We start from the raw sequence: 14755 nt of genomic DNA, 5'->3' as shown, positions 1-14755 counted from the left end.
CGAACGGGCCACGAAAACGTCACATCTGCCAACGCGCGGACGGCTACCCCTTGTTCACCAAAGGATGCGATGCTTGACGGCGTGGCTGGAGACTTGCTGGCATCCCACAATCGGGAGTACGACGTCGAGCCGCCGTACGACATCAGTGCGGCCGGCGATCTTCCAGTTGACCGGTTCTCCGATCGGGAGCTGAGCTGGCTCGCGTTCAACCAGCGCGTCCTGGAGCTCGCCGAGAACGATCGGATCCCGCTGCTCGAGCGGGCCAAGTTCCTCGCGATCTTCGCCAGCAACCTGGACGAGTTCTACATGGTCCGGGTCGCCGGTCTGAAGCGTCGTATCGCGGCCGGAGTCGCGGTGCGGGCGGCCAGTGGTCTGCTCCCCCGCGAGGTCCTCGACCGCAGCCTGGCCAGGAGCCGCGAGCTGATGGACCGCCAGGCCGAGTCCTGGCGCAAGTCGATCCAGCCGGCACTGGTCGACCAGGGCATCGAGATCCTCCGCTGGGACGAGCTGGAGCACAGCGAGCGCGAGGACATGACCCGCTTCTTCCGGGACCGCGTGTTCCCGGTGCTGACGCCGCTGGCGGTCGACCCGTCGCACCCGTTCCCGTACATCTCCGGCCTGAGCCTCAACCTGGCGGTCGTGGTCCGCAATCCCGAGTCCGGCGGCGAGCACTTCGCCCGGGTCAAGGTGCCGCCGCTGCTTCCCCGGTTCGTGAAGGTCGCCGAGGGCCGGTTCGTACCGCTCGAGGACGTCATCGCGACCCACCTGGGCCAGCTCTTCCCGGGTATGGAGGTCACCCAGCACCACACCTTCCGAGTGACCCGCAACGAGGACCTCGAGGTCGAAGAGGACGACGCGGAGAACCTGCTGGCGGCGCTCGAGAAGGAGCTGCTGCGTCGCCGGTTCGGTCCGCCGGTCCGGCTCGAGGTCGAGGAGTCGATCGACCCGCAGGTGCGCGCGCTGCTGCTGTCCGAGCTGGGCGTCACCGAGTCCGAGGTGTTCGAGCTCCCCGGCCCGCTGGACCTGCGCGGCCTGTTCACGATCGCCAGCCTGGACCGGGCCGAGCTGAAGTACCCCGGGTTCGTGCCGTCGACGCATCCGCACCTGGCCGAGGTGGAGACCGCCAACCCGGCCGACATGTTCCACGCGCTGAAGCAGCGTGACGTGCTGGTCCACCACCCGTACGACTCGTTCTCCACGAGCGTCCAGCGCTTCATCGAGCAGGCCGCTGCCGATCCCCACGTGCTGGCGATCAAGCAGACCCTGTACCGGACCAGCGGTGACTCGCCGATCGTCGACGCACTGATCGACGCGGCCGAGGCCGGCAAGCAGGTCCTGGTGCTGGTGGAGATCCAGGCGCGCTTCGACGAGCAGGCCAACATCAAGTGGGCCCGTCAGCTCGAGCACGCCGGATGTCATGTCGTGTACGGCGTGATCGGCCTGAAGACGCACTGCAAGCTGTCGATGGTCGTCCGCGACGAGCCCGACGGCCTGCGCCGCTACGCACACATCGGGACCGGCAACTACCACCCGAAGACCGCCCGGCTGTACGAGGACCTCGGCCTGCTCACCAGCGACAAGGTGGTCACCGAGGACGTCGCACTGCTCTTCAACCACCTGTCCGGCTTCGGCCGCAGCGCCGGGTACCGGCGGATCCTGGTCGCGCCCCAGTCGGTACGGCGGGGGCTCGTCGAGCGGATCGACCGCGAGGTGCAGCATCACATGGCCGGCCGCCCCGCACGGATCCGCTTCAAGGTGAACAGCCTGGTCGACGAGGCCCTGTGCGACGCGCTCTACCGGGCGTCACAGGCCGGAGTACCGGTCGACCTGTGGATCCGCGGCATCTGCACGCTGCGTCCCGGCGTACCGGGTCTGTCGGAGAACATCCGCGTCCGCAGCATCCTGGGCCGGTTCCTCGAGCACAGCCGCGTGTTCCTGTTCGAGAACGGCGGTGAGCCGGAGGTGTGGATCGGCTCGGCCGACCTGATGCACCGCAACCTGGATCGCCGGGTCGAGGTGCTCGTGCAGCTGAAGGAGCCGGACCACGTCATCGAGCTGGGCGAGATGTTCGACCTGGCGATGGACGACACCACGGGCTCCTGGTGGCTGCAGGCGGACGACGCCTGGCAGCCGCAGCTGAACGGACCGGACGGGCAGCCCTTGCGCGACCTGCAGGAACGCCTGATCGCGACACGCGGACGCCGCCGGGCGATCGATCCCATCAGCTGACGGAGCACATTTCCTAAGGTGAAGGTATGAGCAACCCGGCGACTGTTATCGCCGCGGGTGGTGTCGTCTGGCGAGAGCGCCGCGACACCCGTGAGGTGCTGCTGGTGCACCGTCCCAGGTACGACGACTGGTCCCTGCCGAAGGGCAAGCTGACCGCGCATGAGCACGTGCTGCTCGCAGCGCGCCGGGAGATCGAGGAAGAGACCGGACTCCAGGTCCTGCTCGGTCCACCGCTCGGCGTGCAGCGGTACGCCGTCCGCAAGAACGGCGGGACCGCCCAGAAGCTGGTCCACTACTGGTCCGCCGTACCGCTGAACGAGGTCGACTTCGAGCCGAACGACGAGGTCGACGAGATCAGCTGGCTCCCGGTCGACAAGGCCCGCGACAAGCTCAGCTACCCGCGTGACGTGGACATCCTGGACGCACTGGAGCCCGCGGTGCCCGTGGTGGCCACAGTGGTGGTCGTCCGGCACGCGGAGGCGGTGAAGCGCAAGGACTGGGACGGCAAGGACACGGTCCGCCCGCTGACCAGCAGCGGTGAGGCGGTTGCGGAGCGGCTGGCCGACGTACTGGCTGCTCTGGGCGCCAACCGGATCATCAGCAGCGACGCGGAGCGCTGTGCCGCTACGGTGACGCCGTACGCCGCCTCTATCGACCGGCACATGCACCTCTTGCCGGAGATCTCCGAGCGTGGGTACGACGCTGACCCGGACGGGCTGCGCGGCTTGGCGGAGCGGATGTGGCGACCGGGCAAGGTGACCGTCGTCTGCTCGCACCGGCCGGTGCTGCCGGCGCTGTCCCGGGAGCTGGGATTGAAGGTGGGCAAGTTCTCCACCGGGTCGTTCCTGGTCGCGCACCGGCTCGCTGACGGCCGTCTGGTGCATGAACGCTTCGGTCCGCCGTAGCTGTGCGACACGGCTCGGTGACGATCCAGGCACAGCCGACGGGGCGGCCGGGTGACACTAGAGGTGACGGGTATGTTCCTACCCGAGGAACCGGCGCCCCACCGGGTGCCGGTCTGAGGAGAGGTTCGGGGCGCACCATGACGATGATGCGAGAACTGACACTGATCGGGATCCGGATGGAATCGCCCAACCGGGCCCCGGTGATGATGCTGCGCGAGACCGAGGGCTACCGCTACCTGCCGATCTCGATCGGCTCGGTCGAAGCAACCGCGATCGCGTACGAGGAGCAGGGCCTGCGCCCCTCGCGGCCGCTCACCCACGACCTGATGCGCGACCTGATCGAGGCGTTCGGCGTACACATCGAGGCAGTCGAGATCGTCGAGCTGCGCGACGCCGTCTTCTACGCCGAACTCGTCCTCGCCAACGGCACCCGCGTGTCCGCCAGACCGAGCGACTCGGTCGCGCTCGCCGTCCGCCTCGGTACGCCGATCCGCTGTACCGAGCAGGTGCTCCGCGAAGCCGGCATCGCCACCCCCGAAGAGGAACAGGCCGAGCTCGAACGCTTCCGTCAGTTCCTGGACAGCGTCGCCCCAGAGGACTTCTCCAGCTGACCCTCACATCCGCCGTGAGCTACGATCCGAGCTCGCACTGGTGGCAGGGGTCACCTCCAGGCGCCTTCACCTGGGGGACTCAGCCATGCGCAGAACCGTCGCCTCGTACGGGAACGGCGACGGGATGGTCTCGCTGCAGCGCTGGGACGGCAAGTACTGGCGCAGTGTGCTGACCGTGCCGGTTGCTAAAGGTAAGGCAACGATGTCCGTCCGGGCTGCCGGGCGCGGCACGACGACGTACTACCGTGTTGCCGTCCCCGGGATGACGTATTACGGACTGCCGATCCAGACGACGGGCAGTCGATCGTTCACGTTGACAGTGCGCTGAGCGTTACCGCAACGTGAGCCAACAGCCGTTTACATCGACAGAGTGTGACGGCTCTTAACTCAGTTCACCTAATGGCTGCCTGTCGGCATGCCAGGCGTCGCACACGCTACTGGAACCGTTCACCGCTCGTTCACCAGTGACGGACCGCTCGGTCACTTGCCCTCCTTACCGTCTGTGGAAGTTCAAGAAGTCTGATTCCCGCAGAAGGGCAACATTCTCGTGTCCGTCAATCGCCTGCTCCGCGTCGGCTCCGTCGCCGTGGCATCCCTCGGCGTCCTCGCTCTGAGCGCCTGTGGCAGTGACCCCGAGCCGGCCGGCTCCTCGAGCCCCGGTTCCTCGACGTCGTCCGCCGGCGCCGAATGCCCGCAGGGCACTCTGAACGCTGAGGGCTCCTCGGCGCAGAAGAACGCCATCGACGAGGTCATCAGCAAGTACAACGAGAAGTGCGCCGACGTCACGGTGAACTACAACCCGACCGGTTCCGGTGCGGGTATCAAGCAGTTCAACGCGAACCAGGTCGACTTCGCCGGCTCCGACTCGGCGCTGAAGCCCGACGAGATGACCGCGGCCACCAAGCGCTGTGGCGGCAACCCCGCCATCGACCTGCCGATGGTGATCGGCCCGGTCGCGATCGCGATCAACGTCGACGGCGTCGACAAGTTCATCATCGACGGCCCGACCGCCGCGAAGATCTTCCAGGGCTCCATCAAGACCTGGAACGACCCGGCCATCGCCAAGCTGAACCCGGGTGTGACCTTCCCGTCGGCTCCGATCTCGGTCTTCTTCCGGTCCGACGAGTCCGGCACCACCGAGAACTTCACCAAGTACCTGAAGGCCGCGGGCGGTGGCGCGTGGACCGGTGAGCCGGCCAAGAAGTGGACCGGCACGGGCGCCGGCAAGGAGAAGTCCGCCGGTGTCGCCGAGGGCGTCAAGAGCACCAAGAACTCGATCACCTACGTCGAGTGGTCGTACGCCGTCGACAACAAGCTGACTGTCGCCCAGGTCGACACCGGCTCGGGCACCCCGGTCGAGCTGTCCGCCGAGTCCGCCGGTAAGGCCCTGGCCGCCGCGCAGCCGGCCGGCACCGGGTCCGACCTGGCCCTGAAGCTGGACTACGCGACCAAGGCCCCGGGTGCGTACCCGATAATCCTGGCCACCTACGAGATCGCCTGCACCAAGGGTCTCCCGGCGGAGAAGACCGCGCTGGTGAAGAGCTTCCTGAGCTACTTCGCGAGCAAGGACGGCCAGGCTTCCCTGACCGACCTGAACTACGCGCCGCTCCCGGCCGAGATCCAGGCGAAGGTCGACGCCGCCATCCAGGCGATCAGCTGACCTCGAAGCAGTAAGTGATGCGAGCCCCGGCGGTCCGATTGTTCATCGGAGGACGGCCGGGGCTCGCCTCGTCAGATCCAGACGTGACAGATTCACGACCCAGGCGCTTGGAGCACCATCGATGAGTAGTCCAGACGGCACGGCACCGCCCGACCGGCCGGACGGCACGGCCGCCGGACAGGAACAACCCACGATCGAAGATCTGGTCCATGATGACGCGGGACCTACCCCGCGGTTCGAGGGCGTGGCCGAGGAACACGCCGAGCACGAGGCGGCGCAGCCCGACGAAGTGATGACCGAGTCCGGCATCGAATCCGCGGCCACGTCCACCGCCGTCCCGGCGGAGCCCGGCAAGAAGATGGAGCTGGGTCCGGTCGGTCACCTCGGTGACCGCCTCTTCAGCGCCTTCGCCCGCGGCTCCGGCGGCCTGGTGGTCCTGATCGTCGCGTTCGTCGGCATCTTCCTGCTGGCGCTGGCGATCCCGTCGCTGGCCGACAACAAGAGCAGCTTCCTGTTCTCCCGGATCTGGGAGCCCGGCGGAGACCAGCCGCGGTTCGGCATCGCCGCGATGTTCTACACCACCGTGATCAGCTCGATCATCGCGATGCTGATCGCGGTCCCGATCGCGATCGGTGTCGCGCTCTTCATCACCTACTACTCCCCCAAGCGACTGGCCCAGCCGGTCGCGTACGCCGTCGATCTGCTGGCCGCGGTGCCGTCGATCATCTACGGCCTGTGGGGCATCCTGTTCTTCGCCCCGATCCTGCAGCCGGTGATCAACGGCCTGTCCGACGTGCTCGGCTGGATCCCGCTGTTCGAGAAGCCTCCGGGCGACAACGTGGGTGTGGTCTTCACGGCATCCGTCGTACTGGCGATCATGATCCTGCCGGTGGTCACCGCGATCAGCCGGGAGATCTTCGCGCAGACCCCGATCTCGCACCGTGAGGGCGCGCTGGCACTCGGCGCGACCAAGTGGGAGATGATCCGGATGTCGGTCCTGCCGTACGGGCGTTCCGGCGTGGTGAGCGCCTCGATGCTCGGCCTCGGCCGCGCGCTCGGTGAGACCGTCGCCGTACTGATCATCCTGTCGGTGCCGAACGGCAACGACCCGTGGAACTCGTCGATCTTCGCCGGCGGCGAGACGTTCGCGTCGAAGATCGCCAACAACGCCGCCGAGTTCGACTCGCCGGAGAAGACCGGCGCCTACATCGCGGCCGGCCTGGTGCTGTTCGTCGTCACGTTCCTGGTCAACTCCGCGGCCCGGATCATCGTCGACCGCAGCACCCCCGGCAGAAAGCGCCCCCGCCGCAACCGCCGCGCCGGTGCAGCCCAAGGAGCATCGTCATGACCGCCATCACCGAGAACAAGCCGGCGTACGACGGTCAGGAGCTGGATCTGACCGGGAAGTCCGGGGCCCGCGCATTCAAGAACACGCTGGCCACCGTGCTGATCGTGCTGGCCTTCCTGGTCGCGATGATCCCGCTGCTGTGGATCCTCGGGACCGTGATCAGCAAGGGCTACCACCTGCTGCTGAGCGCGGACTGGTGGAGCCAGTCGCAGCGCGGTGTCACCGTCCGGCGCGAAGGCGGCGGCGCGTACCACGCCATCATGGGCACGCTGATCATGTCGCTGATCACCGCCGCGATCGCGGTGCCGATCGCCGTCCTCGGCGCGGTCTACCTGGTCGAGTACGGCAAGGGCACCAAGGCCGCCCGCGTCGTCAGCTTCATGATCGACATCCTCACCGGTGTCCCGTCGATCGTCGCCGCGCTGTTCATCTACGCGGTCTGGATCACGATCTTCGGCTTCAACCGGGTCGGCTTCGCGGTGTCGCTGTCCCTGGTGCTGCTGATGCTGCCGGTCGTACTGCGGTCCACCGAGGAGATGCTCAAGCTCGTCCCGGACGAACTGCGCGAAGCGTCGTACGCGCTCGGGGTGCCGAAGTGGAAGACGATCATGAAGGTGGTCGTGCCGACCGCGTTCGGCGGCATCGTCACCGGCGTGATGCTCGGTCTGGCCCGCGTGATGGGTGAGACCGCGCCGCTGCTGATCCTGGTCGGCTACTCCAAGAACATCAACCTGAACCCGTTCAACGGATTCATGGGCGCGCTGCCGACGATGATCAACCAGGACCGGACCGAGCTGGCGCTGCAGCCGGCCGCGGACCGGGTCTGGGCGGCCGCGTTGACGCTGATCCTGCTGGTCCTTGTCCTCAACGTGCTGGCGCGGCTCGTCGCCCGGTTCAGCACCATCAAGTCGAAATAGTCTGAGAGGTTCTGAGTCGATATGGCTAAGCGCATCGAGGTCAGCGGCCTCAACGTCTACTACGGCGATTTCAAGGCCGTCGAGGATGTGTCGATGACGGTCGAGCCCCGCTCGGTCACCGCGTTCATCGGCCCGTCCGGCTGCGGCAAGTCCACCTTCCTGCGGACCCTGAACCGCATGCACGAGGTGATCCCCGGCGCCCGGGTCGAGGGCAAGGTGCTGCTGGACCAGCAGGACCTGTACGGCTCCGGGGTCGACCCGGTCGCCGTCCGCCGCGTGGTCGGCATGGTGTTCCAGCGGCCGAACCCGTTCCCGACGATGTCGATCTTCGACAACGTCGCGTCCGGCCTGAAGCTGAACGGCGTCAAGGACCGCAAGAAGCTGACCGAGGTGGTCGAGCGGTCGCTGCACGGCGCGAACCTGTGGAACGAGGTCAAGGACCGCCTCGACAAGCCGGGTGCGGGTCTGTCCGGCGGTCAGCAGCAGCGGCTCTGCATCGCCCGGGCGATCGCGGTCGAGCCCGAGGTGATCCTGATGGACGAGCCGTGCTCGGCCCTGGACCCGATCTCGACGCTGGCGATCGAGGACCTGATCGAGAAGCTGAAGGACCAGTTCACGGTCGTCATCGTCACGCACAACATGCAGCAGGCGGCCCGGGTCTCGGACCAGACCGCGTTCTTCAACCTGGCTGCGACCGGTAAGCCGGGCCGGCTGATCGAGATGGCCCCGACCAAGCAGATCTTCTCCAACCCGACGGAGAAGGCCACCGAGGACTACATCACCGGCCGCTTCGGCTGATCCGCCGTACGACGGTTTGCTGCCGGCCGCCGCGACGAGGTTCGTCGCGGCGGCCGTCGGCGTTTCAGACGCAGAGCGAACGGGCGAAGTTGACCCGGGCAAGCACGTCGGCCACCTGTTGCGGCGAACTCACGCCGACGTGGGTGTTGTGGGTGCGGTTGCCGTTCTGCACGGTGATCTGGACGAAGCCGGTCGTCTTGCGCTCCTTGCAGAGCAGGAAAAGCAGGCCGAGCAGGCAGGCCAGCGCGAAGATGATCGCCAGCACGATCGCCCAGCCGGGGATCTTCTCCTCGGTCCGCGACATGTCCATCGCCGACCAGTTCGTCCCGTGGGTGGGCAGTACGCCGGCCGGCGTGACGATCCGCTGCTGTTCCACGGAGATGTCGCCGATCGTGACCAGCACCGGGCCCGCGGGCAACGCGATCAGCGGCTGCTGGGGCTGCTGGGGCTGCTGGGGCTGGTACGGACCGCCGACCGGCGGCGGGAACGCGCCCGGCTGCATCCCGTACGGACCGGGCTGGGCTGGTGGGGCGGCCTCGAAAGTGGGCGGCGTCGGGTACTGCACCGGGAGATGGCGGTCTGGATCGCCGCCAGGGCCCTGCCCGGGCGCGGGTTCGCGAGGGGTTTCAGTCACAGACGAGACCCTAAGGGTTCGAGGGACCGGTGTGGGGACGTGACCGCGAACCTGTGGAAAAGATAGCCTTCGGGGATTCCTCGACGTTCTCAGAAGGGAACCGCGGTGAGCACTCCGACGCCACCTCCCGGCGACGACCAGAACGACCAGAACCGGCCGCAGGACACTCCCGAGACCCCGGGTGAACAGCCGAGCCAGTACGGTCAGCCGAATCCGTACGGCCAGCCCCAGCAGCCGAGCCAGCCCGAGCAGCCGGGGCAGTACGGTCAGCCCCAGCCCGGCCAGTACGGCCAGCAGCAACCGGGGCAGTATGGCCAGCCGCAGTACCCGGGTCAGCCGGGCCAGTACGGCCAGCAGCCTGGTCAATATGGCCAGCAGCAGCCCGGTCAGTACGGCGAGCAACAACCCGGTCAGTACGGGCAGCAGCAGGGCTATGGCCAGCAGCAGGGCGGTTACGGCCAGCAGCAGCCGGGTGCCTACGGTCAGCAGCCCGGCCAGTACGGCGCGTACGGGCAGGGCGGTTACGGGTACGGCGCCGGCGCCGTGCCGCAGAACAACACCCCGCAGACGCTGGCGATCATCGGCATCGTCTGCCTGGTGATCTGTACGCCGGCCTCGATCGTGCTGGGGCTGATTGCCCAGGGCAAGTTCCGTGAGCAGGGCCGCTCGGACACGCTGGCGAAGGTCGCGTGGATCGGCGGCGCCGCGCTGACCGGCCTCGGGCTGCTGTTCTACATCATCGGTCTCGCGTCCAACTGACCTGTACCGTCGTGGGGCCTGCCCGGCCCCGCGACGGCATCAGTTCAGGTTGCGAGCGACGCCGTACACGACGAGCAGGGCGATGACGCCCTTGATCAGCCAGTCCGCGACGCGCGGGCTCATCGACAGCCTGGGCAGGCGCACCAACCGCAGCGACTCGAGGCCCCAGGCAAGCACTTGGTAGCCGACGGCAACTCCGACGAGCGGGCCGAGCACCAGGATCACGGGGTTGAAGTGCCAGGCGGCGTCCAGATCGCCGCGGAGCAAGGCGGCCGCCATCCGGGTCGACCCGCAGAGCGGGCAGTTCAGACCGGTGGTGGCGTGCAGGATGCACGGTACGCCGAGCCGGTCGCCGGACAGCTGGTACAGCCCGGCCAGCGCGAACCCGCCGACACCGACCGCGGACAGGCCCCACACCCGGCGGTCCAACGGCTGGACCGGACCGGCAGGCCGGAGTACGACGCTCTGCGAGACGCTCACCGCACAACGGTAACTCTCAACCGGTGGGATCCGTCCACGGGTCTGAGCCGTCGGACCCGTAGCCTGCATTTCACTCCTCAATTTGTCTTCAGTAGAAGGGATCGTCGTGAGCAATCCGACGCCACCGCCGGGTTACGGCCCGCAGGACCCACAGCAGCCGGGTCAGTACGGCCAGCCCGGCCAGTACGGTCAGCCCGGTCAGCCGGGGCAGCAGCCGGGCCAGTACGGGCAGCAGCCCGGCTACGGCGGCCAGCCGGGTTACGGGCAGCAGCCGGGGTACGGCCAGCAGCCCGGCCAGTACGGGCAGCAGCAGCCTGGTTATCCCCAGCAGCCCGGGCAGTACGGGCAGCAGCCGGGTCAGTACGGCCAGCCTGGGCAGTACGGGCAGCCTGGGCAGCAGCCGGGCTTCGGGCCGTACGGCCAGCCGGGCTTCGGCGGCGGGATCCCCGGCAACCTGGCGGCCTGGCCGAACCGGGTCGGCGCATGGTTCGTCGACGCGCTGATCATCGGCGTGCCGAGCGGTATCGGCTCCGCGATCGCCGGTAACAGCAACAACTCGGCGCTCGCGATCATCGGTCTGATCTTCTACCTGGTCGGCGTCGGTCTGGCGATCTGGAACATCCTGATCCGCCAGGGCGGCAGCGGTCAGACCGTCGGCAAGCAGGTGCTCGGCCTGAAGCTCGTCGGCGCCGAGACCGGCCAGCCGATCGGCGTGGGCAAGACGTTCCTGCGTCAGCTCACCCACATCCTCGACGGCGCGGCCTGCTACCTCGGCTACCTGTGGCCGCTGTGGGACGAGAAGCGGCAGACGTTCGCCGACAAGATCAACAACACCTACGTCATCAAGCTCTGACCTGACGTGAGCATCCCTCCCTCAGGGCCGTACGACGGTCAGTATCCGCCGCCTGGTCAGCATCCTGTGCAGGGCTACAACCCTTACGGGCAAGGCTTTCCGGGCGGCGGGTACGGCTACGCGCCACCGGGCCGGCTGGCGGACTGGCCGATCCGGGTCGGCGCCTCACTGGTCGACACGCTGATCATGGCCATCCCGTCGATCGCCGGAGTGCTGGCCGCACTGGTCATCGACGGCGACCAGGAGGAGCTGGGGGCCGGTGGCGGGATCTCGATGATCGCCGGGTTCCTGGTGGCCTTCGGCATCTGGGTGTGGAACCGCATCGTCCAGCAGGGCCGCACCGGCCAGTCGTTCGGCAAGAAGGTGACCGGACTGCGAGTCGTGGACGCGCACACCGGTCAGCTGATCGGTATGGGCAAGAACCTCGGTCGCGAGGTCTGCGCCCAGATCTTCAACCAGCTCTGCATCCTCAACGTGCTCTGGCCGTTGTGGGACGACAAACAGCAGACCTGGCACGACAAGGTCGCCGGCGACATCGTCATCCGCGGCTGACGTCAGTGTGAACGCAGTAGACCGGCACAGGTCACCGCCCACAGCACGCTGGTGAAGGTGCCGATGATGAACCGCTCGGCGACGGCCTGCGGAGTCACCGAGGCAGGCTGGTCCGGACTGCGGAGCTCTGGGTACCGAGCGAGGCCTTTGATTGCCAGTACTACTGCGATGCCTTCCGGCCAGCCGGCTACCAGCGACGCGTAGATCGCAGTCCGCTCGAGGGACCCGATCAGCGCGCCACCACGCAGTACCTCGCCGGCCTTCTGGGTCGACTGGGCTCTGGTGTTGTTCCGGTCGACCAGGGCGAGCACAGAGGTCGTCAGCGGGCCCCCACCCGTCACCGCTAGACCTCCGGCGAGCAGGAGCAGCACGTTCCACCAGCGCTCGGCCCAGTCGGCCACTCCGTGGCCCGAGAGCAGCAGAACGCCGACAGCGGCCAGACAGGCAAGCATGACGCCGCTGATCGCTATCTCGAGGTTGGAACCGGACCTGGGCACCCAGGCGAGCACAGCGAGGATCAGTCCGGCAGCCGTCAACGACAGAACCAGTGCCGTCACGCAGCGACTCCAGCACCGAGCAGATCCGCGGCCAGCACCCGGCCGCGCTGCTCCTCGGCGAATCCCGCCGCCTGCGCACGTTGGGTCACCGCTGACTGGCTGATGCCGAGTTTCACGCCGATCTCCCGCCTGGTGAGTCCTTCAGCCAACAGGTCTGCCACTGCCCATCCACGCTCGCTCCGCCGCCGCAGTACCGACGCCATCAGCCACAGCACCGTCTCCACCTGCTCCGCGACCCGCGAGTCCGCGCCGACCACGTTCACATGGTGCGGGCTCGACTTGGCCCGCGTCACCGCCTCGCGGGCGAGGACGAACGCCTCACCGCTCCCTGCTCTGGTACTGCGGGGCAGCGGCTCGGTCACCTCGCCGACCCCGAGGCCGACGTACCAGGAGTCCGCGCGCAGCAGCTCGACGATCACGTCGACGGTGGGCCGGGCCTCGGAGAGCACGCCCTGCACTTCGTCGCCGGCGGTCCGCTCGAACCTCCGCAGCAGGCCGGCCCGGCGCGGGCGGCGGTTCAGGGAGTTCAGCAGCTCGGGTACGAGATCGCTCGTGCTTCGGCTGCCACGCTGATCTACCGTGAGAACGAAGACCATCGCCCTGCACCTCCTTCTGAACGGCTTAAGGCTACAGTCTTATTCACGTAGAGTGAAGGACAAAACCTGAATCGCTTCACCCGATTACTCCCCGTGTCCGGCCCGGGAGGACGGTGAACCGGGCCGGACAAGGGCTCTCAGTCAGCCAGTGGCAGGTACAGCTTCTGGTCGGCGGCCTTGAAGGTCTCCGACATCTCGGCGAAGCCGGCCTCGATCGCCTCCGTCGACGTGAGGCCGTGCTCCTCGGCGTACGCGCGGATGTCGGCGGTGATCCGCATCGAGCAGAACTTCGGCCCGCACATCGAGCAGAAGTGCGCGGTCTTCGCGGGCTCGGCCGGCAGGGTCTCGTCATGGAAGGAGCGGGCCGTGTCCGGGTCGAGCGACAGGTTGAACTGGTCCTCCCAGCGGAACTCGAACCTTGCCTTGGACAACGTGTCGTCCCAGGCCTGCGCACCGGGATGCCCCTTGGCCAGATCCGCCGCGTGGGCAGCGATCTTGTACGTGATCACGCCGGTCTTCACGTCGTCACGATCCGGCAGCCCGAGGTGTTCCTTGGGCGTGACGTAGCAGAGCATCGCCGTACCCAGCCAGCCGATCTGGGCGGCGCCGATCGCCGACGTGATGTGGTCGTACGCCGGCGCCACATCAGTTGCCAACGGCCCCAATGTGTAGAACGGCGCCTCGCCGCACAGCTCCTCCTCGAGCCGCACGTTCTCCGCGATCTTGTGCATCGGCACATGCCCCGGGCCTTCGATCATCACCTGTACGTCGTGCTCCCAGGCGATCTTGGTCAGCTCACCCAGCGTCCGCAGTTCCGCGAACTGCGCCGCGTCGTTGGCGTCCGCGATACACCCCGGCCGCAACCCGTCGCCCAGCGAGAACGTCACGTCGTACGCGCGCAGGATCTCGCACAGCTCCGCGAAATGCGTGTACAGGAAGGATTCCTGATGATGCGCGAGGCACCACGCCGCCATGATCGATCCGCCGCGCGACACGATCCCGGTGATGCGTCGCGCGGTCAGCGGCACATACCGAAGCAGTACGCCGGCGTGCACGGTCATGTAGTCGACACCCTGCTCGCACTGCTCGATGACCGTGTCGCGGTACACCTCCCACGACAGCGCGGCCGGATCGCCGTTCACCTTCTCCAGCGCCTGGTACAGCGGCACCGTCCCGATCGGCACCGGTGAGTTCCGAAGGATCCACTCCCGCGTCTCGTGGATGTTCTTGCCGGTGGACAGGTCCATCACCGTGTCCGCGCCCCACCGAGTCGCCCAGACGAGCTTCTCGACCTCTTCCTCGACGGAGCTGGTGACGGCGGAGTTACCGATGTTCGCGTTCACCTTCACCAGGAATTTCTTGCCGATGATCATCGGCTCGCTCTCCGGATGCCGCCGGTTCGCCGGTATCACCGCCCGCCCCCGTGCCACCTCGGCGCGGACGAACTCCGGATCGGCGCCCTCCCGGATGGCGACGTACCTCATCTCCTCGGTGATCGTCCCCGCTCGCGCATGTCCGAGCTGGGTGAGGTCCGAGCACCCTGCGATCCATTCCCGCCGCAACGCGGGCAGCCCTTCCTGTACGTCGATCCGCGCCGACGCGTCGGTGTACGGACCGGACGTGTCGTACAGGTCGAAGTGTTCGCCGTCGGTCAGATGCACGCGGCGAGCCGGTACGCCGAGCTCCCCGCGATAGATCTTCTCCGAGCCCGAGATCGGGCCGGTGGTGACGGCCGGACGGATCGTGCTGACATTCACCATGCTGGTGCTCCCTACGCCGGAATTACCCGGACAGGTTCGGCGGTCGGCGGCGCCGGCCAGGTTCGATTCCTGGTCCAGCCGCCCTCTCAGCCCACT

At 67.6% G+C, this 14755-nt stretch carries 16 protein-coding genes; 11 read left to right on the top strand and 5 right to left on the bottom strand.

Translation table 11 applies throughout. The features are described from left to right. Window positions 1-69: 69 nt before the first annotated feature. From ACQPYH_RS05110 to pstB, 8 genes are all read left to right on the top strand, one after another. The gene (locus ACQPYH_RS05110) at window positions 70-2229 is read left to right on the top strand and encodes an RNA degradosome polyphosphate kinase (protein WP_432887294.1); all 2160 of its coding nucleotides are present in this window, start codon (window positions 70-72) and stop codon (window positions 2227-2229) included. Between the two features lie 26 nt (window positions 2230-2255). Then, a complete protein-coding gene (locus tag ACQPYH_RS05105) occupies window positions 2256-3134 on the top strand; it encodes an NUDIX hydrolase (protein WP_432887291.1) in 879 nt (292 codons plus the stop codon). A gap of 137 nt (window positions 3135-3271) precedes the next feature. Further along, on the top strand, window positions 3272-3745 hold the full coding sequence (locus ACQPYH_RS05100) for a bifunctional nuclease family protein (protein ID WP_130446277.1): 474 nt from the start codon (window positions 3272-3274) through the stop codon (window positions 3743-3745). Window positions 3746-3830: 85 nt separating this feature from the next. Next, entirely contained in the window at window positions 3831-4073 is a 243-nt protein-coding gene (locus ACQPYH_RS05095) for a hypothetical protein (RefSeq protein WP_432887288.1), read from the top strand. 219 nt (window positions 4074-4292) lie between these two features. Next, window positions 4293-5405 carry a phosphate ABC transporter substrate-binding protein PstS gene (gene pstS, locus ACQPYH_RS05090; RefSeq protein WP_432887285.1) on the top strand — a complete coding sequence of 371 codons (1113 nt, stop codon included), beginning with the start codon at window positions 4293-4295 and terminating at the stop codon, window positions 5403-5405. A gap of 358 nt (window positions 5406-5763) precedes the next feature. Beyond that, window positions 5764-6753, top strand: coding sequence for a phosphate ABC transporter permease subunit PstC (gene pstC / locus ACQPYH_RS05085; protein ID WP_432894341.1), 990 nt, complete (start codon window positions 5764-5766; stop codon window positions 6751-6753). Further along, window positions 6750-7670 carry a phosphate ABC transporter permease PstA gene (pstA, locus tag ACQPYH_RS05080; RefSeq protein WP_432887282.1) on the top strand — a complete coding sequence of 307 codons (921 nt, stop codon included), beginning with the start codon at window positions 6750-6752 and terminating at the stop codon, window positions 7668-7670. The genes pstC and pstA overlap by 4 nt, the downstream gene beginning before the upstream one ends. A 21-nt stretch (window positions 7671-7691) precedes the next feature. Further along, window positions 7692-8468 carry a phosphate ABC transporter ATP-binding protein PstB gene (pstB, locus tag ACQPYH_RS05075; protein ID WP_137252476.1) on the top strand — a complete coding sequence of 259 codons (777 nt, stop codon included), beginning with the start codon at window positions 7692-7694 and terminating at the stop codon, window positions 8466-8468. Window positions 8469-8532: 64 nt separating this feature from the next. Here the strand turns inward: pstB and ACQPYH_RS05070 are convergent, their stop codons facing one another. Beyond that, on the bottom strand, window positions 8533-9102 hold the full coding sequence (locus ACQPYH_RS05070; protein ID WP_432887279.1) for a hypothetical protein: 570 nt from the start codon (window positions 9100-9102) through the stop codon (window positions 8533-8535). A gap of 105 nt (window positions 9103-9207) precedes the next feature. Between ACQPYH_RS05070 and ACQPYH_RS05065 the strand changes: the two genes are divergently transcribed. Next, window positions 9208-9861, top strand: coding sequence for a hypothetical protein (locus ACQPYH_RS05065; RefSeq protein WP_432887276.1), 654 nt, complete (start codon window positions 9208-9210; stop codon window positions 9859-9861). Between the two features lie 39 nt (window positions 9862-9900). Here the strand turns inward: ACQPYH_RS05065 and ACQPYH_RS05060 are convergent, their stop codons facing one another. Continuing rightward, on the bottom strand, window positions 9901-10341 hold the full coding sequence (locus ACQPYH_RS05060; RefSeq protein WP_432887273.1) for a DUF2752 domain-containing protein: 441 nt from the start codon (window positions 10339-10341) through the stop codon (window positions 9901-9903). A 106-nt stretch (window positions 10342-10447) separates the two neighbouring features. Between ACQPYH_RS05060 and ACQPYH_RS05055 the strand changes: the two genes are divergently transcribed. Both ACQPYH_RS05055 and ACQPYH_RS05050 read left to right on the top strand, forming a co-directional pair. Continuing rightward, window positions 10448-11194 carry an RDD family protein gene (locus ACQPYH_RS05055; protein WP_432887270.1) on the top strand — a complete coding sequence of 249 codons (747 nt, stop codon included), beginning with the start codon at window positions 10448-10450 and terminating at the stop codon, window positions 11192-11194. Between the two features lie 6 nt (window positions 11195-11200). Beyond that, window positions 11201-11746, top strand: a complete 546-nt coding sequence (locus ACQPYH_RS05050) for an RDD family protein (protein WP_432887267.1) — start codon at window positions 11201-11203, stop codon at window positions 11744-11746. Window positions 11747-11748: 2 nt separating this feature from the next. On the opposite strand, the gene ACQPYH_RS05045 is transcribed toward ACQPYH_RS05050, so the two are convergent. The 3 genes from ACQPYH_RS05045 to thiC all read right to left on the bottom strand — a co-directional run bounded on the left by ACQPYH_RS05045 (window position 11749) and on the right by thiC (window position 14659). Further along, window positions 11749-12303, bottom strand: a complete 555-nt coding sequence (locus ACQPYH_RS05045; RefSeq protein WP_130446270.1) for a hypothetical protein — start codon at window positions 12301-12303, stop codon at window positions 11749-11751. Continuing rightward, a complete protein-coding gene (locus ACQPYH_RS05040; protein ID WP_432887264.1) occupies window positions 12300-12899 on the bottom strand; it encodes a transposase in 600 nt (199 codons plus the stop codon). The genes ACQPYH_RS05045 and ACQPYH_RS05040 overlap by 4 nt, the downstream gene beginning before the upstream one ends. A 137-nt stretch (window positions 12900-13036) precedes the next feature. Beyond that, window positions 13037-14659 carry a phosphomethylpyrimidine synthase ThiC gene (thiC, locus tag ACQPYH_RS05035; protein WP_432887261.1) on the bottom strand — a complete coding sequence of 541 codons (1623 nt, stop codon included), beginning with the start codon at window positions 14657-14659 and terminating at the stop codon, window positions 13037-13039. Window positions 14660-14755: the final 96 nt, after the last annotated feature.

This window comes from Kribbella sp. CA-245084 (assembly GCF_050942355.1).
In the GTDB taxonomy this organism is placed as follows: domain Bacteria; phylum Actinomycetota; class Actinomycetes; order Propionibacteriales; family Kribbellaceae; genus Kribbella.
Note: the sequence above shows the minus strand (reverse complement) of the source record. Positions and strands in the feature narration are given on the sequence as shown.